The sequence below is a fragment of the Mesorhizobium sp. B2-6-4 genome, from assembly GCF_006441495.1.
Classification (GTDB): Bacteria; Pseudomonadota; Alphaproteobacteria; order Rhizobiales; family Rhizobiaceae; genus Mesorhizobium.
This window is the reverse complement of sequence record NZ_VFUE01000003.1, coordinates 188,552-209,262: the sequence shown is the minus strand read 5'-3', so window position 1 is coordinate 209,262 and position 20,711 is coordinate 188,552. Positions and strand designations below refer to the sequence as shown.

Genomic DNA, 20,711 nt, shown 5'->3' with positions numbered 1-20,711 from the left:
TTCAAGCAACCCTTTTCGAAAGCAGCAGGCGATAGAGTTCAACGTATTTGTCAGCGCTTCGGTCCCAGGACAGGTCGGTCTTCATGCCCTGGCGCTGGATGGCCTCGAAGATCGCGGGGCTGGCATGGGCCTCGGCCAGGCGGCGGATGGCATGAAGCAGCGCGCCGCCGTCGCTGGGCGCGAACTGGAACCCGGTCGCCACGCCGGCGGCAATCGCCGCCTCGTTGGCGTCGATGATGGTGTCGGCGAGCCCCCCGGTGCGGGCGACCACCGGCACGCAGCCATAGCGCAGGCCATAAAGCTGCGTCAGTCCACAAGGCTCGAAGCGCGACGGGATAACGATGGCGTCGCAGCCGCCCTGCATGACGTGAGACAGGCCTTCGTCATACCCCACGACGACGCCTATACGGCCGCGGTGGCGTGCGGCGGCGGCGAGCAGCGCGCCTTCGAGGCCGGCATCGCCCGAACCCAGAATAGCCAACCGCGCGCCCGTCGCAACGATGCCGTCGACCGCCGTCGCCAGTATGTCCATGCCCTTCTGCCAGGTCAGGCGGCTGACGACGCAGACGATCGGGCTACCGTCGCGATCGAGGCCGAAACGGCCCTCGACAGCGGCCCTGTTGGGCGCGCGCGCCTTGAGCGAGGCGGCTGTATAGTTCGACACCAGATGCTTGTCGGTCTCCGGGTTCCAGATGGCGGTGTCGATGCCGTTGACGATGCCATAGAGATCGCTGGAGCGCATGTTGATCAGGCCGTCGAGACCCATGCCGAATTCCGGTGAGCGGATTTCCTGCGCATAGGTCGGGCTGACGGTGGTGATTGCCCAGGCAGCCTGCAGGCCGGCCTTGAGGAAGCCGACGCCGCCATAATATTCCACGCCGTCAAGCGCCATCGCCGCCGTCGGCAGTCCGAGTTCGCCGAAGATGCCGGCGCCGAACTGCCCCTGGAAGGCGAGGTTGTGGACAGTCATCATCGACGGTGTGCCGACCGCCTTGCCATAGCGCATATAGGCCAGCGTCATCGCCGACTGCCAGTCATGGGCATGCACGATATCGGGCATGTAACCGGAGATGGCACCGCCGGCGATGTCGGCGCCGGCTTGGCTGAGCGCTGCGAAACGGCGCCAATTGTCCGGCCAATCGGCACCCGCGGCATTGCCATAAGGACCGCCGGGACGATCGAACAGATGCGGCGCATCGAGCACGAAAAGATCGAGCCCGGCAAGCTGGACAGAATGGACCGAAGCCTTGCCGCCCTGCAGCAGCGGATACTTGTAGACAGACTTTTTCTTCTTGAAGGCGTCCATCACCATGGGAAAACCGGGAATAAGCGTGCGCATCGTCACGCCTTTGGCGGCCAGCGCGACGGGCAGCGCGCCGGTCACATCGGCAAGCCCGCCGGTCTTGATCAGCGGAAAGATCTCTGGCGTGACCGACAGAACCTGCATGCGCTTACCGAACCGCTCCTGGTGCATGTAGCCCAAACCGTGCAGCGGTTCTGGGGCAAGGACATGCACAAACCACCCTAAAGTGACAGCTTGTTGATCAACCCGATCGGATTGACAACTTGTTGATCAAACTGATCAGGCTGACAACTTGTTGATCATGTCCTGCGTGATCAGGCAGATGCCCTTTTCCGAAACGCGGAAGCGCTTGGCGTCGAGCACGGGATCCTCACCGACCACCAGCCCTTCCGGTATCCTTACACCGTGGTCGATGACGACGCGCTTCAACGTTGCGTTCCGGCCGACATGGACGTCGGGCAGCATGACCACTTCTTCCAGCGTCGAATAGGAATTGATGCGCGCGCCGGTGAAGATCAGGCTTTTCCTGAGCGTCGCACCCGAGACGATGCAGTCGCCCGATACCAGCGAGGACACGGCCGAACCGCGCCGTCCATCCTCGTCATGCACGAACTTCGCCGGCGGCTTCAACTCGGCATAGGTCCAGATCGGCCAGTCGCGATCGTAGAGGTCGAGTTCGGGCGTCACGTCGGTCAGGTCGATATTGGCTTCCCAATAGGCATCGACGGTGCCGACATCGCGCCAGTAGGCCTCATTTTCCGCGGTCGAGCGCACGCAGGACTTGGCGAAGCGGTGGGCGATCGCCTTACCGTGCTCGACGATATAGGGGATGATGTCCTTGCCGAAGTCGCGGCTTGAACCGGGCTCGGCCGCATCGCGGCGCAGCTGCTCCATCAGGAACTTGGTCTTGAACACGTAGATGCCCATCGAGGCCAGGGCAAACTCCGGTTTGTCTGGAATGCCGGGAGGGTCGGCCGGCTTTTCGACGAAGGCGATGATGTTGTCCTTGGCATCGACATGCATGACGCCGAAGCCCGTGGCCTCCATGCGCGGCACTTCGAGGCAGCCGACGGTGACATCGGCGCCGGCGTCGACATGCTGGCGCAGCATCAGCTCGTAGTCCATCTTGTAGATGTGATCGCCGGCGAGGATGACCATGTATTCGGGGCCATAGGCCTCGATGATGTCGATGTTCTGGTAGACCGCGTCGGCCGTGCCTTCATACCACTGGGTTTCCGACACGCGCTGGCTGGCCGGCAGGATATCGAAGCTTTCGTTTCGTTCGGGCCGCAGGAAGTTCCAGCCGCGCTGCAAATGGCGGATCAGCGAATGCGCCTTGTATTGGGTTGCAACCCCAAGGCGGCGGATGCCGGAGTTGAGGGCGTTGGAGAGCGCGAAATCGATGATGCGCGTCTTGCCGCCGAAATAGACCGCCGGCTTGGCGCGCCGGTCGGTCAGTTCCTTGAGGCGGCTGCCGCGCCCGCCGGCCAGCACATAGGCCATGGCGTCGCGGGCCAGCGGCTGGGTTCGTTTCGAGTTTGCCATTTTCTACCCTCCCAAGTTACCCGGTCTCGACATGGCTTGTTCCGCGACCAGTTCAAGCATGATCGTCGACAGCGGCGGCAAGAGCATCGTTGCGGAGATGCCCCCTTCCTCCGCCCGCGCTTCGACGGCGCCGCCATTGCCCTTGCCGGATCCGCCATATTCGGAAGCGTCCGTGTTGATGATCTCGCGCCATGTGCCGGCTTTCGGCAGCGGGACGCGGTAGTTGTCGCGCGGCACCGGCGTGAAATTGGAGATGATCGCGACCGGATTGCCTCCCGGCGCGCTGCGCAGCCAGGCGAAGACGGAATTCTGGCTGTCGTCGACGATCAGCCAGGAAAAGCCTTCCGGCTCGCAGTCGCGGCCGTGCAGGGCCGGTCGCGAGCGGTAGAGATAGTTGAGGTCGCGCACCACCTGCCAGACACCGCGATGCGAGCGGAAATCGAGAAGATTCCAGTCGAGCGCGCGCGCCTCGCTCCATTCGCGGCGCTGCGCGAACTCCTGGCCCATGAACAGCAGCTTCTTGCCGGGGTAGCCCCACATGAAAGCGTAGTAGGCGCGCAATGTCGCGAATTTCTGCCAGTCGTCGCCGGCCATCTTGCCAAGCAGCGTGCCTTTGCCGTGCACGACCTCGTCATGCGAGAGCGGCAGCACGAAATTCTCCGAGAAGGCATAGACCAGGCCGAAGGTAAGGTCGTTGTGGTGGTGTTTGCGGAAGATCGGCTCCTTGGAGAAATACTCCAGCGTGTCGTGCATGAAGCCCATGTTCCACTTGAAGCCGAAGCCCAGCCCGCCTTCATGGACCGGAGCCGAGACCTTCGGCCACGAGGTCGATTCCTCGGCGATGGTCATGACGCCCGGATGGTGGCCGTAGAGCTCCTTGTTCATCTTCTGCAGGAAGCTGACCGCCTCGAGGTTCTCGCGGCCGCCCTTCTCGTTAGGAATCCATTCGCCTGCCTTGCGCGAATAATCGAGGTAGAGCATCGAGGCGACCGCGTCGACGCGCAGGCCGTCGACATGATATTTTTCGGCCCAGAACAACGCGTTGTTGACCAGGAACGACACCACCTCGCGGCGGCCGAAATTGTAGATCGCGGTGTTCCAGTCGGGATGAAAGCCCTGGCGCGGATCGGCATGCTCGTAGAGCGCAGTGCCGTCGAAATGGACAAGGCCGTGCTCGTCGACCGGAAAATGCGCCGGCACCCAGTCGAGGATGACGCCGACGCCGGCACGGTGGGCGCCGTCGACAAAGCGGGCAAAGCCGGCCGGGTCGCCAAAGCGCGCCGATGGCGCATAGAGGCCTGTCGTCTGGTAGCCCCAGGAGGGATCATAGGGATGTTCGGAGATCGGCATGAACTCGATGTGGGTGAAGCCGGTCTCGACGACATAGGGGATCAGCCGGTCGGCCAGTTCATCCCATGACAGAAACGTTCCATCGTCGCGAAGCTGCCAGGAGCCGGCATGGACCTCGTAGATGGAGATGGCCTCGCGCCGGGGATCGGCATTGCGCCAGAAAGTCCGATGCGCCTCGTCGCCCCATTGATGGGCGGGCGACGCAGCGGTCACTGAAGCGGTCGCCGGGCGCAGTTCGGACTTGAAGGCAAACGGATCGGCCTTCAGCGGCAACCTCACGCCATCGGGGCCGATGATCTCGTACTTGTAGGGCCTGCCGGCGCCGATATCGGGGATGAATACCTCCCAGATGCCGGTGTCGCGGCGATCGCGCATCGAATGGCGGCGGCCGTCCCAGTCGTTGAAATCGCCGACCACCGAGACGCGCCTTGCATTGGGGGCCCAGACGGCGAAATGCACGCCGGTGGCGCCTTCGTGCTCGATGACATGCGCGCCGAGCTTGTCGAACAGCCTCAGATGCGAGCCCTCGGCAATGTAGTAATCGTCCATCGGACCGAGCACCGGGCCGAAAGAATAGGGATCCGTCAACCACCAGTCGCCCCCGGCATTCCTGGCGTGATAGCGCAACGGCTGGCGCTTCTTGATCGACAGCTTGCCTTCGAAAAAGCCGCCATCGTCACGCCTGGACAGTTCACCAGCAATCATGCCGGTCAGCGTATAGGCGGTGACGAACTCCGCATGCGGAACGAAACAGCGGGCAAACAGGTTCTTGCCCACCTCATGGACGCCGAGGACCGCAAACGGATTGCCGTGCGTGCCGGCGACAATCGCCGCGACATCGCTGGCCGGGGCCGATCCGTCCGGCCCGCTTGTCGCAGCGGTCGCGCGCGGTTTCCTCATCGGGCAGTGTCCCTCCCCGGGCACCAAATGTTTGTTTTAAGGTATAAATTCGGCGTTTGAACTCACACCCCGGACTACATCGTTCGTGGCCTCATGCAATCACATCAGGCAGGTACGTTCCAGATGTCTTTCGCGTATTGGCGGATCGTGCGATCGGAAGAGAACCAGCCGACGCGCGCGACGTTGCGGATTGCCCTGGCGTACCAGTCCGGACTGTTGCGCCAGACGGCATCGACGTCTCGCTGGCAAGCGGCATAGGCGTCGAAATCCGCCGCGACCATGAACCAGTCGCTGTCGTAGAGACCATTGATGAGATCGCGGTAGCGGTTGGGATCATCGGGCGAAAAGACGCCCGATGAAACGGCCGCGAGCGCCTGCGACAGTTCGGGCGATGCCTCGATGACGCCACGCGGATCGTAGCCATTGTTGCGGCGCTCGGCGACCTCCGCCGTGGTCAGGCCGAAGATGAAGATGTTGTCGTCGCCGACGCACTCCTTGATTTCGACATTGGCGCCGTCGAGCGTGCCAATGGTCAGCGCGCCGTTCAGCGCGAACTTCATGTTGCCGGTGCCCGAAGCCTCCATGCCGGCGGTCGATATCTGCTCAGAGAGGTCGGCGGCCGGCATCATGATCTCGGCGAGGCTGACATTGTAGTTCGGCACGAACACCACCTTGAGCAAGCCGCGAACGGCCGGATCGCGGTTGATGACCCTGGCAACGTCGTTGGCCAGTTTGATGATCAGCTTGGCATTGTGGTAGCTGGGCGCCGCCTTGCCGCCGAAGAATTTCACGCGCGGCATCCAGTCGCGCTCCGGGTGCGAGCGGATCTGGTCGTAGAGCGCGACCGCCTCGAGGATGTTCAGGAGTTGGCGCTTGTATTCGTGGATGCGCTTGACCTGGATGTCGAACAGCGCCGAGGGATCAAGCCTGATGCCGAGCCGGTCGGCGACGAGATTGGCCAACTTCACCTTGTTCTGCCGCTTCACTCCGGCGAATTTTTCGCGGAAAGCGGTATCGGCGGCAAAGGCATCGAGCCCCTTGATGGCGTCGATGTCATCCAGGAAGCGGTCGCCGATCGCCTCGCGGGCGAGTGCGGTCAGACCTGGGTTGCACTGGATCAGCCAGCGCCGCGGCGTGATGCCGTTGGTCTTGTTGTTGATGCGGTCGGGATAAAGCGTGTGCAGGTCGGCGAACACCGTTTCCTTCATCAGCTCGGTGTGCAGCGCAGAGACCCCATTGATCGAATGCGAGCCGACGAAGGCGAGATTGCCCATGCGCACGCGACGGTCGCCATTCTCCTGGATCAGCGAGATGCGGCTGATCTGCTCGCCGGAGAACTGATTGGTGGCGCGCGCCTCGAGCAGCACCTGCGCATTGATGGCGTAGACGATCTGCATGTGGCGCGGCAAAAGCCGCTCGAACAGCGGCACCGGCCAGCTTTCCAACGCCTCCGGCAGCAGCGTGTGGTTGGTATAGCCGAAGGTGCGTTTGGTGGTGTCCCAGGCCTGGTCGAAATCCATGCCGTGGACGTCCATCAGGAGGCGCATCAGCTCCGGCACGGCGATCGCCGGATGGGTGTCATTGAGGTGGATTGCCGCCTTGTCGGGCAGCGACTTCAGGTCGCCATATTGACTGAGATGCCGCTGCACGATGTCCTGCAAAGAGGCGGTGGAGAAAAAATATTCCTGCCGCAGCCTGAGTTCCTGCCCTGCCATGTGGGAATCGGCGGGATAGAGCACGCGCGACAACGCGTCGGCCTTGTTGCTTTCGGCGAGTGCGCCGATGTGGTCGCCAGCATTGAACTTGTCGAGCAGGATCGGATCGACCGGCATGCCCGACCAAAGCCGCAAGGTGTTGACGCGGTTCCCCCGCCAGCCGACGACAGGTGTGTCGTAGGCGACGGCCAGCACATGCTCGGTCGGCTTCCAGACATGGCGTTCCAGCCGGCCATCCCTGGTGGTGACCGATTCCACCGAGCCGCCGAACCCGACCTCGAACGACCGTTCGCGGCGTTCGAACTCCCAGGGGTTACCGTGATCGAGCCAAGTTTCGGGCAATTCTACCTGCCAGCCGTCATGTATCTCCTGGCGGAACATGCCGTTGGCGTAGCGGATACCGTAGCCATGCGCGGGAATATCGACGGTGGCCATGCTTTCCATGAAGCAGGCGGCGAGCCGGCCGAGGCCGCCATTGCCAAGTGCTGCATCCGGCTCGAGCGTGGCGATGAGGTCGAGTTCCACACCCAGCGACGACAACGCCTCGCGCATGTTCTCCATCAGGCCGAGATTGGAGAAGGCGTCACGCATCAGGCGGCCGATGAGGAACTCCAGCGAGAGGTAATAGACGCGCTTTTCCTGCTGGGCGTAGGCCTCTTTCGTCGCCTGCATCCAGCGATCGACGATGCGGTCGCGCACGACCTTGATCGAGGCGGTCAGCCAATCGTACTGGGTGGCGACGGTGGTGTCCTTGCCGACCCTGTATTTGAGGGCCATCAAGACTTCTCTTGCGAGCGTCTTAGGGTCGGGATTTTCAAGCAGTGGCGGGAGGGGGTCGGATGTCATCGTGCGCGTCATGCTGCCTCTCGTGCGGTTGCCACGATCATACCGGCTTTCATCATTCATCCCAGCCCATGCTACCGCATCGCAGCAAACGTTCAATCGATTTAAGTAAGTCGGAGGCGACTTACCCAGCGGCAATGTGGCAGTTCAGGCCGCCAGCGTCGCCTCCGGCGGCGTCTTTGCCCCGGTCATGAAGGCGACGGCATCGGACATTGTATGTTGTTTGGGATCGATGACGCACAGCCGACGACCCAGCCGATGGATGTGGATGCGGTCTGCCACTTCGAAGACATGCGGCATGTTGTGCGAGATCAGCACGATCGGCAGGCCGCGCTTCTTCACGTCGAGGATGAGTTCCAGCACGCGGCGGCTTTCCTTGACGCCAAGTGCTGCCGTCGGCTCGTCCATGATGACCATCTTGGAGCCGAAAGCGGCGGCGCGCGCCACTGCCACGCCCTGGCGCTGGCCGCCCGACAGCGTCTCCACCGCCTGGCTGATGTTCTGGATGGTCATCAGGCCGAGTTCAGTCAGCTTGTCGCGGGCGCGCTTTTCCATCGCCGGACGGTCGAGCATGCGAAGCCATTGGCCGACAAAGCCGGGCTTGCGGATCTCGCGGCCGAGAAACATGTTGTCGGCGATCGACAGCGCTGGGGACAGCGCCAGGTTCTGGTAGACGGTCTCGATGCCGGCTTCGCGAGCCTCCATGGGCGACTTGAAGGCGACCGGTTTGCCCTCAAGCCGGATTTCGCCTTCATCGGGCACCACAGCGCCTGAAATCGCCTTGATGAGCGACGACTTGCCGGCGCCGTTGTCACCGATAACAGCGAGGATTTCGCCGGGGTAGAGGTCGAAATCGGCATTGTCCAAGGCGGTGACGCGGCCGTAGCGCTTGACCAGTCCACGAGCGGTGAGGATAGGGTCCTGGGTCATGCCGAAACCTTTCTGATCCATTGATCGACCGCCACGGCGCCGATGATCAGCACGCCGGTGAGCAGCACCTTCCATTGCGGATCGGCGCCCAGCATGTTGAGGCCCATGGAGACGACACCGACGATCATCGCGCCGAACAGCGTGCCGAGGATCGAGCCGCGGCCGCCGAAAAGAGAAATACCGCCGATCACCGTGGCGGTGATCGCCTGCAGATTGTAGTCGGTCACGGCGGCCGACGGCGAGATCGACCCATTGCGACCGATGGAGACCCAGGCGGCGAAAGCGGCGATCAGCCCGGCCAGGGTATAGACCGTCATGAGCACCTTCTTGGTCTGGATACCCGACAGTTTCGCCGCCTCCTGGTCGTCGCCGACAGCGTAGACATGGCGGCCCCATGCCGTGTGATTGAGCACGTACCAAAGGAGCAGCACGAGCGCGACCATCGCAATCACGCCGGCCGTCAGCACAGCGGTGCCGACCTTGAAGCTGAGCGCGAACAGATGCAGCAGCGGTGCCTGAACGTCGACGTCGGTGTCGCGGATCGTCTCATTGGCCGAATAAATGAAGTTCGTCGCCATGACGATGTTCCAGGTGCCGAGTGTCACGATGAATGGCGGCAGTTTCATGTAGGCGACAAGCACCCCGTTGAGCAGCCCGCAGGCAGCACCCGCGGCAAGTCCGATCGCTACGGCAAGGACGCTCGGCAGGCCGTAGCTGACGGCGCAATTGCCCATGATCACGGCCGAAATCACCATGATGACGCCAATCGAAAGGTCGATGCCGGCGGTGAGGATGACCAGGGTCTGGGCGGCACCCAGAATGCCGACGATGGCGATCTGCTGCAGGATCAGCGTCAGCGTGTAGGACGAGAAGAAACGCCCGCCAATGGTGAGGCCGAACACGATGATCGCCAGGACCAGAACGATCAGCGGCACCGCGGCCGGCGTCGAATGCAGAAAATGCTGGATGCGTCTGACCGCCGATTTATGCTCGTCAAACGCGGCAACGCTCGTGTCGCTGCCTGAGAGAACCTTCTCGAATTCCTGAGCTTGAGACATGTTTCCTCCCCGTAGGGTATCAGCCACGCGGCGACACCCGTCCACGCCTTTCCGGTCTCCTGCCGGGATTGTTCGCGGTCACGCGACCATCGTCCACCCGAAGCGGCCGGGGATCAAGTCCGGCCGCTCCGTTTTTCGTTGCCAGTCAGACCGGCATCAGCCCCAGCACTTGGCGAGGCCTTCCTTGGTGTCGATGGACTTCACGCCATTGGCCGGCTTGTCGGTCACCAGATTGACGCCGGTGTCGAAGAAGTTCTTGCCTTCGGTCGGCTTCGGCTTGGTGCCGTCCTTGGCGAAGTTGGCGATGGCCTCGATGCCGAGCGCCGCCATCTGCAGCGGATATTGCTGCGATGTCGCGCCGATGACGCCTTCGGCCACCGACTTCACGCCGGGGCAGCCGCCATCAACGGAGACGATCAGCACCTGGCTTTCCAGGCCGACGGCCTTGAGCGCCTGATAGGCGCCGACCGCGGCCGGCTCGTTGATGGTGTGGATGACGTTGATGGTGTTGTCCTTCTGCAGAAGGTTCTCCATCGCCTTGCGGCCGCCCTCCTCATTGCCGTTGGTGACGTCATGGCCGACGATGCGCGCGTCATCCTCGTCGCCGATCTTGTTAGGATCCTTCACGTCGATGCCGTAGCCCATCATGAAGCCCTGGTCGCGCAGCACGTCCACGGTCGGTTGCGAGGGGGTCAGGTCGAGAAAGCCGATCTTGGCGTCCTTGGCCTTGTCGCCGAGCGTCGCGGCGGCCCAGGCGCCGATCAGCTTGCCGGCCTCCAAATTGTCGGTGGCAAAGGTCGCGTCGGCGGCGTCGATCGGATCGAGCGGCGTGTCGAGCGCGATCACCAGCAGGCCGGCGTCACGCGCCTTCTTCACGGTCGGCACGATGCCCTTGGTGTCGGACGCGGTGATGAGGATGCCCTTGGCGCCGTCGGCGATGCAGCTCTCGATCGCCGCGACCTGGCTTTCGCTGTCGCCGTCGATCTTGCCGGCATAAGTCTTGAGGTCGACACCAAGCTCCTTGGCCTTGGCGGTCGCACCCTCCTTCATCTTGACAAAGAAGGGATTGGTGTCGGTCTTGGTGATCAGGCAGGCGCCGACACCGGCCGCGGATGCGGACGAGGCGAATGCCATCAGGCCCAGAGCGGCCGCCGCAAAAACGGTGGACTTCAACAGTTTTGTATTGGTCACGATTTCCTCCCAGTGGAACATTTCAGATGCCGGCCAACCGGCACCCCTCCGGCATCCAAGCAACCTCTCCCGGTACGGATGCCTGCCTCAAATGACACCAGACCAATCTCTCTGTCAATAATTAAATCACTCTTATTTATTATTGACAGCCTTGCGCCGTTCGCACATTCTGTTCCAGAAGCCTCGAGGGGAAATGACGGGAGGAACAGGGGTGGAGACGGCCACTGCCAGGCATGGTTCGCCCGAGGCGAATGAGAGCCTTATTCACCGTGGTACCAACCAGAGCGGCATGCGGGACCACAATGAGCGGCTGGTGCTGTCGCTGGTGCGCCAGCATGGCAGCCTGGCGAAGTCCGACATCGCCCGCATGACCGGACTGTCGGCGCAAACCGTCTCCGTGATCATGCGCGAGCTCGAGGAGGAAAGCCTGTTGCTGCGGCAGGCGCCGCTGCGCGGCAAGATCGGCCAGCCCTCCATCCCCATGGCGCTCAATCCCGAAGGCGCGTTCTTCATCGGCCTGAAGATCGGCCGCCGCAGCGCCGAACTCGTGCTGATCGATTTCCTCGGCAATGTACGTTCGATGCTGCAGCATTCCTACCGCTACCCTGCCCCGCGCGAGACGGTGGAATTCGTCACATCAGGCATGAAGAAGATGCGTGGCGAGCTTTCGCCCGCGCAGGACAAACGCATAGCGGGACTCGGCATCGCCATGCCGTTCGAGCTCTGGAACTGGGCCGATACCGCCGGCGCGCCGCGCGACGTCATGGACGAATGGCGCCATCGCGATATCCGCGCCGACATCCAGGCGCAATGCGATTTTCCGGTCTATCTGCAGAACGACGCCACTTCGGCCTGCGGCGCGGAACTGGTCTTCGGCCAGGCAGGCGCCCCGCGTGATTTCGTCTATTTCTATATCGGCGCCTTTGCCGGCGGCGGCATCGTCCTCAACGGGCGGCTCTTTGGCGGCCCGACCGGCAACGCCGGCGCGCTGGGCTCCATGCCGGTGCCCGGACCGGAGGGAAAGCCGACCCAATTGATCGACGTGGCTTCGATCGCCATGCTCGAAAAAGCGCTCAATGCACGTGGCGTCGAGGCTTCGCATCTGTGGACGTCGCCCGAGGACTGGGGCGAGATCGGCGCCGAGCTCGACGACTGGATTACAAACGCCTCGCGGGCGCTCGCCTATGCCATCGTCGCGGCATCGTCCGTCATCGACTTCGAGGCGGCGGTGATCGACGGCTGGATGCCGACGCAGGTGCGCCGCAGGCTGGTCGACGCCGTCATCGCAACCATCGACACGGTCGATGCCGAGGGATTGAAACTGCCAAACGTCCGCGAAGGCACCGTCGGTATTCACGCGCGCGCTCTCGGGGGCGCCAGCCTGCCACTATCCGAGCGCTTCCTGATCGGTTCGACCACGATTTCCAGGAGCATCTGAATGCTGATCGGAATTCCGGCGCTGCTCGGTCCGGAGCTTCTGGCGATCCTGCGTGCGATGGGGCATGGCGACGAAATCGCCCTGGTCGATGGAAACTACCCGGCCGAAGAGCAGGCAAAGCGGCTGGTGCGGGCCGACGGCCACCATCTCATTCCGGTGCTGGACGCCATATTGAGCGTGCTGCCCGTCGATGACGTCGTGCCGGAGGCGCTGTTTCGCGCCTCGGCCAAGGGCGACCCCTCGCTCGCCGATCCCGTGCATCATGAAATCGAAGTGCTGTGTGCAAAACGCGCGCCCGGGCGCAAGGTGGTTGCGCTGGCCGGTGCCGACTTCTATGCACGCGTCAGGGCCGCGCACGCCATCGTCGCGACCAGCGAACCCAGGCTCTACGCCAACATCATCATCCGCAAGGGCGTGATCCATCCGCCGGAGACGACAAGACAATGATCCTTTGCTGCGGCGAGGCCCTGATCGATATGCTGCCGCGCACGACGACGGAGGGAGAACGGGCCTTCGCACCCTATGTCGGCGGCGCGGTGTTCAACACCGCCATTGCGCTCGGCCGGCTGGGCGCTCCTGCCAGCTTCTTCTCGGGCCTGTCGTCGGACCTGTTCGGCGGCCAGCTCCGCGAAGCGCTCGGGGCGAGCAAGGTCAGTTCCACCTATGCGCACACTTCGCCCCGGCCGACGACGCTCGCCTTCGTGCGGCTGAACGATGGCCAGGCAACCTACACTTTCTACGATGAGAACACCGCCGGGCGCATGCTGACCGGCGAGGATCTGCCGCAACTTGGTCCGGAGATCGAGGCCATGCTGTTCGGCGCCATCAGCCTTATTTCGGACCCGGCGGGGGCCGCCTACGAGGAATTGATGAAGCGCGAGCATGGTCGTCGCGTCATGATGCTCGACCCCAACATCCGGCCGAACTTCATCCCGGACAAGGCAAAGCATCTGAAGCGTATCCGCGAGATGATGGCGATGGCCGATATCGTGAAACTCTCGGATGAAGATCTTCACTGGTTCGACGAAGCCGGCTCGCACGAGGACGTCGTGCGCAACTGGCTCGACCGCGGACCCAAGCTGATCGTCGTCACCCATGGCAGCGAAGGCGCCGTCGGCTACACCAGGGACCACACGGTCAGCGTAACGCCGCGAAAAGTCGAGGTGGTCGATACGGTCGGCGCCGGTGATACGTTCAATGCCGGCATCCTCGCCTCGCTGCATGAGCAGGGCCGGCTAACGAAAGCGGCGATTTCAGGCCTTTCCGAGGACGCCATCCGTGCGGCCCTGACACTCGGCGCCAAAGCGGCGGCGGTGACGGTATCGCGGGCCGGCGCCAATCCGCCCTGGCGCCATGAGATCGCCTGAGTGGCGCGCCAGAGGAAACGAATCCAAATTAACAGGTTCCTTGGAACCTTCGCCGGCGCGCTGTTGATGAGGCAGTAAAGAAAACCCGCCTGTGCGGCGGGTCCTTGGCGCAACTCAGCACCATAGGCAGATATGTAGCATAGTTGCCTTCACCCCGTCAAGAAAAAATTCCTATCTTCGGATAGTTGCCGCACTGCGGACTGGCCGTTCTCAGGCCTTGGCTGACCCAAGTTCGGGCCGTGGTAAGGCCCAACATGGATTGAGCCGGCCGATCACTTTATGTTTAGCAGGGTCGACTCTGGGGTTATAAGGCCGTAATTGCGCCGCACGAATCCCGGATTTCCGGCGTCCGGCTGACCGACACCGAAAAATGCGGTAACAGACTGCCACGACCGGGCAATTTGTCGCTCCGCGCGCCCGGCTTTCTCGGCAGGCGCAATTCTGGTACCAGCGGGTCGAGGCCAGACCGCCCGGTTAAAATCGTTTGAGGACGACATGCAGTTCATCGATCTTGGCGCACAGCGCGAACGAATCCGCGACCGGCTGAAGGCCGCGATCGACCATGTCGTCGAGGACGGCCGCTATATCCTCGGTCCCCAGGTAGCCGAATTCGAGAAAAAGCTCGCCGCCTATGTCGGCGTCAAGCACGTCGTGGCCTGCGCCAACGGCACCGACGCACTGCTTTTGCCGCTGTTCGCCGCCGGGATCGGCCCGGGCGATGCCGTGTTCGTTCCGAGCTTCACCTTTGCCGCCACGGCGGAAGTGGTGGCGCTGGCCAAGGCCGAGCCGGTTTTCGTCGACGTCGATCCCAAGACCTACAACATCGACATCGCCAGCCTCGAGGCGGCGATCACGATGATCAAGAAAGAAGGCCGGCTGAAGCCCAGGGCGATCATTCCGGTCGATCTCTTCGGCCTTGCCGCCGACTACGATGCCATCATGGCGATCGCCCACCGAGAAGGCCTGATGGTGATCGAGGATGCCGCCCAGTCGATGGGCGGTTCGGCGGACGGCAAGATGTGCGGGTCGTTCGCCACGGTCGGCTCGACCAGTTTCTATCCAGCGAAGCCGCTCGGCTGCTACGGCGACGGCGGAGCGATGTTCACCAACGACGACGCCTTGGCCGACAAGCTGCGCTCCTTCGCCTTCCACGGCAAGGGCGAGACGCAATATGACAACATCCGGGTCGGCATCAATTCACGGCTCGACACGCTGCAGGCCGCGATCCTGATCGAAAAGCTCGCCATTCTCGAGGACGAGATGGTTGCCCGGCAAATGGTGGCGAACCGTTATGCCGAAGGGCTTGCTGATGTCGTCACGGCAGCCCGCAACCTGGACGGCAGCCGCTCGGCCTGGGCGCAATACGCCATCGAGACGCCCAAGCGCGACGGGCTGAAGGCTCATCTCGGCGAAAAAGGCATTCCGTCGGTCATCTACTATGTGAAGCCGCTGCACGAGCAGATCGCCTATCGCGACTATCCGAGAACGCCGACCGGCCTTGCCGTATCCGAGCAATTGCCCAAGCGCATCCTGTGCCTACCGATGCACCCCTATCTCAGCGAAGCCGATCAGGACCGGATCATCGAGACAATCCGCAACTATGTCGGATCGAACTCGGCGCAGGCCGCGGCCGAGTAGTTAGCCGGCTTCAGGCGGGCTTGCCCCTGCCCTGCCGCTGGCGATGAAATGCGGATTGGCGAAATCCGCATCGCCGCCCTGGTTTCGCTTGCCATACATCAAGGGCTGTCCGTCCAGCGTGCGCGTGATGCCGCCGGCGGCGCGCAGCACGGCATCGCCGGCCGCGGTATCCCACTCCATGGTACGACCGAAGCGCGGATAAATGTCCGCCTCGCCATTGGCGACCAGACAGAATTTCAGCGACGAGCCGACAGAGACGATCTCGGCGACGCCTAGGTCGCGAATATAGGCTTCGGTTTCGGGCGTATTGTGGGAGCGGCTCGCAACCACAGCCAGCGGCGTCGCAGCCGCCCTCACCGAAATCGGCCGGCGAGAAGCGATGCGGTAGTCGTCATCTATTTCGAGGAATTCCGCCTTGCCCGGCAGCCCGGAAAAGAACCGGCCCGTGCAGGGCGCGAAAACGACGCCGACTTCCGGCACGCCGTGGCGGACAAGCGCGATGTTGACGGTGAAATCGGTGCGGCGATTGACGAATTCCTTGGTGCCGTCCAGCGGATCGATCAGGAAGAAAGCCCCGTCCAGGTCCGGCGGCACGATGCCGGCGGATGCTTCCTCCTCGGCCACGCAGGGAATGTCGGGAAAGGCCGCACGCAATCCGGCCAGAATGATCTTCTCGCTCTCGCGGTCCGCCTCGGTCACCGGCGAGGAATCTGATTTCTGGTCGACCGCGCAGCCGGCGTGGAACACACGCATGACCTCGCGGCCGGCCGCCAAAGCGAGCCCCTCGAAAATTTCGAGCATCGACCTGTCGTCAGATGCCGCCGCCATTGTCGTATTGGTCTTCGGCAATGTCACGCTCGTTCAGCCAGTGTTCCAGGGCATCTACCATCTCCTCGGCCGATTTGCCGAGCGTCTTCAGATGGATTTCCGGTTTTTCCGGCGCTTCGTAAGGCGAGTCGACACCGGTGAAGTTCTTGATCTCGCCATTGAGCGCGCGGGCGTAGAGGCCTTTCGGGTCACGCCTGGCGCATTCCTCGAACGGCGTGTCGACGAACACTTCGACGAACTCGCCTTCGGCCATCAATTCGCGGGCCATGCGCCGCTCGGCGCTGAAGGGCGAAATGAAGGAAACGATGACGATCAGCCCTGCATCGGCCATGAGGCGGGCCACTTCGGCGACGCGGCGGATGTTTTCGACGCGGTCGGCGTCGGTAAAGCCGAGATCGCGGTTGAGGCCGTGGCGGACATTGTCGCCGTCGAGAATGTAGGTATGGCGCCCGGAGGCGAACAGCTTCTTCTCGAACAGGTTGGCGATGGTCGATTTGCCCGAGCCCGACAGCCCCGTGAACCAGAACACGGCGGGCCGCTGGTTCTTGATGTCGGCACGTACCCGCTTGCCGACATCGAGCGATTGCCAATGGATGTTCTCGGCACGGCGCAGCGAATGCAGGATCATGCCGGCGCCGACCGTGGCGTTGCTGATGCGGTCGATCAGGATGAACGCGCCGGTTGTACGGTTCTCGGCGAAGGTGTCGAAAGCGATCGGCGTGCGCGTCGAAATGTTGCAGATGCCTACTTCGTTCATCTCGAGCGACTTGGCAGCTTCACGGGCGAAGTCATTGACATTGACCCGGTATTTCAGGTCGGTGACCGTGGCGCTGGTCTGGTCGGTCTCGGTGCGCAGGATATAGGAGCGGCCCGGCAGCAGCGCATGTTCGTCGAACCAGACGATGTTGGCGGCGAACTGGTCGGCGACCTGCGGGCGTGCGGCAGGCGCCACCAGCATGTTGCCCCTGGAAATCTCGACCTCGTCATCGAGGACAAGCGTGATGGCCTGGCCGGCCACGGCCTGGGCGAGGTCGCCACCCTGCGCGACGATGCGCCTGACGCGGGAGGATTTGCCCGATTTGGCGACGACGACCTCGTCGCCTTGCGAGATCGCGCCCGAGGCGATCGTTCCGGCGAAGCCGCGAAAATCGAGATTGGGGCGGTTGACGTACTGCACCGGAAAACGGAACGGTAACTCGGCCGCGGCCTCGTCGACCGAAACGGTTTCGAGATGTTCGATCAGCGTCGGGCCGGAATACCATTCCATCCTGTCGGAGCGGCCGGTGACGTTGTCGCCGTAGCGCGCCGACATCGGGATCGGCACGATGGTCTCAAAGCCGAGATCGCGCGAAAACTGCTGATAGTCCTGCGTGATCCGGTCGAAGACCGCCTTATCGAAATCGACGAGATCGATCTTGTTGACGGCCAGCACGATATGGCGGATGCCGAGCAGCGAGGCGATGATCGAGTGGCGCCTGGTCTGGCGCAGCACGCCTTGCCGCGCATCGATCAGCACGATTGCCAGGTCGGCGGTGGACGCGCCGGTCGCCATGTTACGCGTGTACTGCTCGTGGCCGGGCGTGTCGGCGACAATGAATTTGCGCTTTGGCGTGGCGAAGAAGCGATAGGCGACGTCGATGGTGATGCCTTGCTCGCGCTCGGCTTCGAGACCGTCGACCAGCAGTGCGAAATCGATGTCGTCGCCGGTCGTGCCGTGCTTGCGCGAATCGCGTTCGAGCGCGGCAAGCTGGTCCTCGAAAATCTGCTTGGTGTCGGAGAGCAGACGGCCGATCAGCGTCGACTTGCCATCGTCGACGGAGCCGCAGGTGAGGAAGCGCAGCAGCGACTTCTTCTCCTGCGCCGCCAGATAATCGCGGACGCCGTCGGTAGGTGCGAGGCTCTTTGCCATGATGTGGCGCATGGTCAGAAATACCCCTCGCGCTTCTTCTTTTCCATCGAGCCGGCTTCGTCCCGGTCGATCAGGCGGCCCTGCCGTTCGGAGGTGCGCGCGGTCAGCATCTCGCCGACGATAGCTTCCAGCGTGTCTGCTTCCGATTCGATGGCGCCGGTCAGCGGGTAGCAGCCGAGCGTGCGGAAGCGCACCAGCCGATTCTCGATCGCCTCACCGGGGCGCAATTTCATGCGATCGTCGTCCTTGAGGATGAGCATGCCATCGCGTTCCACGACCGGCCGCTGCTTGGCGAAATAGAGCGGCACGATCGGGATGTTCTCCTGCAGGATGTACTGCCAGATGTCGAGCTCGGTCCAGTTGGACAGCGGAAAGACGCGGATCGATTCACCCGTGGCGATGCGGGTGTTGAAGATCTTCCACATTTCGGGACGCTGGTTCTTCGGATCCCAGACGTGCTGGGCGTTGCGGAAGGAAAAGATGCGCTCCTTGGCGCGCGATTTTTCCTCGTCGCGGCGGGCGCCGCCAAAGGCGGCATCGAAACCGTATTTGTCGAGCGCCTGGCGCAGCGCCACGGTCTTCATCACATGGGTGTGCGTGTTCGAGCCATGATCGAAGGGATTGATGTTGTCGCGCACGCCATCCTGGTTGACGTGAACCAGGAGATCGAAACCGAGTTTTTGCGCCATCTGATCGCGAAAGGCGATCATCTCGCGAAATTTCCAGGTTGTATCGACATGAAGGAACGGAAAGGGCGGCTTGGCGGGATAGAATGCCTTCATCGCCAGGTGCATCAGCACGGACGAATCCTTGCCTACGGAATAGAGCATGACCGGCTTGGCGAAGGCGGCCGCGACTTCACGGAATATGTGGATTGACTCGGCCTCAAGCCGCTGCAGGTGCGTAAGCGCTGTTGTCATGGCCTGTCTAGCGTTCTCTCGTGCCTTCCGACAGAAGACCTGGCATCAAATCATCGGGCTTCCCGCCCGGTTCAAGCTTGCTTCTGGACAATGTTATTCTTGCGGGCGTTCTAGCAGATCGCCGCTGCCCAGAACAATGCAAGACGCGCCTGGCAAGGAGTGGTTCGGGAATGAATTTTCCATCCATGCGTCAAAATGCGGAAATTCCTGCTTGTCACGCCGGCGGCTGAGAAAATGCGGGGGAAAAAATTGCTTGATGAAAAGCACGCAGTCTTCGCCGCGCCCAAATCCGATCGTCTGCCAGCGACTATCGATTTTCGGTGGCAATCGGCCTTGATGCACTTTCAGAAAAAGACCCAAGCCGCTATACCGGCCCCTGAAAGCGGGCAGATGCACGATGCGACACGGGCAATTTCGGCAGGGCTATGTTCGCCGCCGTCAGACAATCCGCCGTGTGAAGCGTCCGAGAATGGTGAGCCGCCCTTGAGCCAGCTTTCATCGATAAGACGGCAGTTCTCGCCCGCGCGGATCAATATCTATTTTTCCATCGCTTGCTTCTTTTTTCCACCGGTCCTGGGGTCTGTGGTGAGCTTCGTGTTCAACGGCGGCGGCCTGTGGTCGGTTCTTTTGATCGCCTCGAAAAAGAGGCGCTTCAACATCGACCGGGCGATGATGGCGCTCACGATCGCGATCTATGCCTATTGCGCGGCAAATCTCCTGGCTTCGCTCGCCAATAACGCAATTGTCAGGGATGCGCCGCATCTGATCCCGCTCGTCACCTTCCTGTTTTTCCCCCTCTCCTATTCAACCTGGAGCATTACGCAGAAAACAACCCTTGTCCGGATCATAATACTCAGCAGCATGGCCGCCTGTTTCGTCGCGCTGCTATTGGCGATCATCCAGCAATATTGGATCGGGATGAGGGCGGAGGGCGGAGCGGGAAATGCGATCGTGTTCGCCACGGTCGTCTGCCTTGCAGTAATGGCCTGCGTGGCCGGTGCCCTGTCGGGCATCGAAAGACACAAGAGTGCGCTGATCTGCGCAGCGCTCGGCGGAACGATCGCCATCATCTATTCCGGCACGCGCATCATCTGGCTGGCGCTGCTGATTTCCGGCATTGCCGTGCTGTTGATCAACCAGCATTGGCTGAAAGGGAAGAATGCCGTCCGTCTGCTGCTTCTGCTGGCGGCGATCGGCGTCGCGGTCGCCGCTATCGGCTTCCATACAATATCCGACAGATTTGATTTTCTGCGCTCTGATTGGGACGCGCTTGGGGCGCACGGCAATTCCGACACCTCGCTTGGAATACGTGTTGCCCTCTGGGACATCGGCCTGAAGGCATTCCGCGACATGCCCTTGTTCGGACACGGAGTGGGCGCCAACCAGCTCTTGATCAGGCAGGGCTTCCAAGACCTGTTCGCGAAAACGGCAGGTTTCAATCATTTCCACAATGGCTTCCTGACGGCATTGGTACAGGCGGGCATCCTGGGCGCCGTGACTTTGGCGGCGATCTTTGTCGTCGCCGGCAGAAACGCCGCCCTGGTCCTGCGCAACAGCGCCGACCCGATCGAGCGCTTTGGCGCCACCATGGTCGTCGTCATGGTGATCACCTACCTGACGGCTGGGATGACAGGCATCCTGGTCGGCCAAGACATCCTGGATTCGGTGTTCATGGTCTTCCTGGTATCCGGGACCTATCTTGCGTCGGGACGTCAGGCCCCGTTGCCGGAAGAGATGCCGCTTCCGCCAGTCACGCAATAGCGGCTCCGGGCAAGG

General features: G+C 62.4%; 15 protein-coding genes. 5 read left to right on the top strand and 10 right to left on the bottom strand.

Translation table 11 applies throughout. From position 1 onward, the window contains the following. Position 1: 1 nt before the first annotated feature. The 7 genes from glgA to FJ426_RS05590 all read right to left on the bottom strand — a co-directional run bounded on the left by glgA (position 2) and on the right by FJ426_RS05590 (position 10,817). Positions 2-1,447, bottom strand: a complete 1,446-nt coding sequence (gene glgA, locus FJ426_RS05620; RefSeq protein ID WP_140494814.1) for a glycogen synthase GlgA — start codon at positions 1,445-1,447, stop codon at positions 2-4. Positions 1,448-1,582: 135 nt separating this feature from the next. Continuing rightward, on the bottom strand, positions 1,583-2,848 hold the full coding sequence (glgC, locus tag FJ426_RS05615) for a glucose-1-phosphate adenylyltransferase (RefSeq protein ID WP_140559416.1): 1,266 nt from the start codon (positions 2,846-2,848) through the stop codon (positions 1,583-1,585). A 3-nt stretch (positions 2,849-2,851) separates the two neighbouring features. Further along, a complete protein-coding gene (gene glgB / locus FJ426_RS05610; RefSeq protein ID WP_140559415.1) occupies positions 2,852-5,098 on the bottom strand; it encodes a 1,4-alpha-glucan branching protein GlgB in 2,247 nt (748 codons plus the stop codon). Between the two features lie 104 nt (positions 5,099-5,202). After that, positions 5,203-7,671 carry a glycogen/starch/alpha-glucan phosphorylase gene (locus FJ426_RS05605; protein WP_140559414.1) on the bottom strand — a complete coding sequence of 823 codons (2,469 nt, stop codon included), beginning with the start codon at positions 7,669-7,671 and terminating at the stop codon, positions 5,203-5,205. A gap of 132 nt (positions 7,672-7,803) precedes the next feature. Next, complete coding sequence (locus tag FJ426_RS05600; RefSeq protein ID WP_140559488.1) at positions 7,804-8,586, bottom strand: ATP-binding cassette domain-containing protein; 783 nt, start codon at positions 8,584-8,586, stop codon at positions 7,804-7,806. After that, positions 8,583-9,644, bottom strand: coding sequence for an ABC transporter permease (locus tag FJ426_RS05595; protein ID WP_140494823.1), 1,062 nt, complete (start codon positions 9,642-9,644; stop codon positions 8,583-8,585). The genes FJ426_RS05600 and FJ426_RS05595 overlap by 4 nt, the downstream gene beginning before the upstream one ends. A 156-nt stretch (positions 9,645-9,800) precedes the next feature. Then, complete coding sequence (locus tag FJ426_RS05590) at positions 9,801-10,817, bottom strand: sugar ABC transporter substrate-binding protein (RefSeq protein ID WP_181165177.1); 1,017 nt, start codon at positions 10,815-10,817, stop codon at positions 9,801-9,803. Between the two features lie 229 nt (positions 10,818-11,046). Between FJ426_RS05590 and FJ426_RS05585 the strand changes: the two genes are divergently transcribed. The 4 genes from FJ426_RS05585 to FJ426_RS05570 all read left to right on the top strand — a co-directional run bounded on the left by FJ426_RS05585 (position 11,047) and on the right by FJ426_RS05570 (position 15,278). Continuing rightward, positions 11,047-12,273, top strand: a complete 1,227-nt coding sequence (locus tag FJ426_RS05585; RefSeq protein ID WP_140520761.1) for an ROK family protein — start codon at positions 11,047-11,049, stop codon at positions 12,271-12,273. Beyond that, entirely contained in the window at positions 12,274-12,720 is a 447-nt protein-coding gene (locus FJ426_RS05580) for an RbsD/FucU domain-containing protein (protein WP_140514913.1), read from the top strand. It abuts the gene before it with no gap. After that, complete coding sequence (locus FJ426_RS05575) at positions 12,717-13,640, top strand: carbohydrate kinase (RefSeq protein ID WP_140494831.1); 924 nt, start codon at positions 12,717-12,719, stop codon at positions 13,638-13,640. Before FJ426_RS05580 ends, FJ426_RS05575 begins: the two co-directional genes overlap by 4 nt. Positions 13,641-14,135: 495 nt before the next feature. After that, complete coding sequence (locus FJ426_RS05570) at positions 14,136-15,278, top strand: DegT/DnrJ/EryC1/StrS aminotransferase family protein (RefSeq protein ID WP_140559413.1); 1,143 nt, start codon at positions 14,136-14,138, stop codon at positions 15,276-15,278. Here FJ426_RS05570 and cysQ read toward each other — a convergent pair whose 3' ends face one another. The 3 genes from cysQ to cysD are packed head-to-tail and all read right to left on the bottom strand — an operon-like array spanning position 15,279 to position 18,935. Continuing rightward, positions 15,279-16,079, bottom strand: coding sequence for a 3'(2'),5'-bisphosphate nucleotidase CysQ (gene cysQ / locus FJ426_RS05565; RefSeq protein WP_181169787.1), 801 nt, complete (start codon positions 16,077-16,079; stop codon positions 15,279-15,281). It lies immediately after the preceding gene. Between the two features lie 10 nt (positions 16,080-16,089). Beyond that, entirely contained in the window at positions 16,090-18,027 is a 1,938-nt protein-coding gene (gene cysN / locus FJ426_RS05560) for a sulfate adenylyltransferase subunit CysN (RefSeq protein WP_181172223.1), read from the bottom strand. A gap of 2 nt (positions 18,028-18,029) precedes the next feature. Then, on the bottom strand, positions 18,030-18,935 hold the full coding sequence (gene cysD / locus FJ426_RS05555; protein ID WP_140494839.1) for a sulfate adenylyltransferase subunit CysD: 906 nt from the start codon (positions 18,933-18,935) through the stop codon (positions 18,030-18,032). A gap of 483 nt (positions 18,936-19,418) precedes the next feature. Here cysD and FJ426_RS05550 point away from each other — a divergent pair, with 483 nt between their 5' ends. Continuing rightward, a complete protein-coding gene (locus FJ426_RS05550; protein WP_140555955.1) occupies positions 19,419-20,696 on the top strand; it encodes an O-antigen ligase in 1,278 nt (425 codons plus the stop codon). Positions 20,697-20,711: the final 15 nt, after the last annotated feature.

What these genes read in the sequence shown, in the direction of transcription:
- glgA (WP_140494814.1), bottom strand. Translation starts at nt 1,447, where the DNA reads ATGCAGGTTCTGTCGGTCACGCCAGAGATCTTTCCGCTGATCAAGACC.
- glgC (WP_140559416.1), bottom strand. Translation starts at nt 2,848, where the DNA reads ATGGCAAACTCGAAACGAACCCAGCCGCTGGCCCGCGACGCCATGGCC.
- glgB (WP_140559415.1), bottom strand. Translation starts at nt 5,098, where the DNA reads ATGAGGAAACCGCGCGCGACCGCTGCGACAAGCGGGCCGGACGGATCG.
- FJ426_RS05605 (WP_140559414.1), bottom strand. Translation starts at nt 7,671, where the DNA reads ATGACGCGCACGATGACATCCGACCCCCTCCCGCCACTGCTTGAAAAT.
- FJ426_RS05600 (WP_140559488.1), bottom strand. Translation starts at nt 8,586, where the DNA reads ATGACCCAGGACCCTATCCTCACCGCTCGTGGACTGGTCAAGCGCTAC.
- FJ426_RS05595 (WP_140494823.1), bottom strand. Translation starts at nt 9,644, where the DNA reads ATGTCTCAAGCTCAGGAATTCGAGAAGGTTCTCTCAGGCAGCGACACG.
- FJ426_RS05580 (WP_140514913.1), top strand. Translation starts at nt 12,274, where the DNA reads ATGCTGATCGGAATTCCGGCGCTGCTCGGTCCGGAGCTTCTGGCGATC.
- FJ426_RS05575 (WP_140494831.1), top strand. Translation starts at nt 12,717, where the DNA reads ATGATCCTTTGCTGCGGCGAGGCCCTGATCGATATGCTGCCGCGCACG.
- FJ426_RS05570 (WP_140559413.1), top strand. Translation starts at nt 14,136, where the DNA reads ATGCAGTTCATCGATCTTGGCGCACAGCGCGAACGAATCCGCGACCGG.
- cysQ (WP_181169787.1), bottom strand. Translation starts at nt 16,079, where the DNA reads ATGCTCGAAATTTTCGAGGGGCTCGCTTTGGCGGCCGGCCGCGAGGTC.
- cysN (WP_181172223.1), bottom strand. Translation starts at nt 18,027, where the DNA reads ATGCGCCACATCATGGCAAAGAGCCTCGCACCTACCGACGGCGTCCGC.
- cysD (WP_140494839.1), bottom strand. Translation starts at nt 18,935, where the DNA reads ATGACAACAGCGCTTACGCACCTGCAGCGGCTTGAGGCCGAGTCAATC.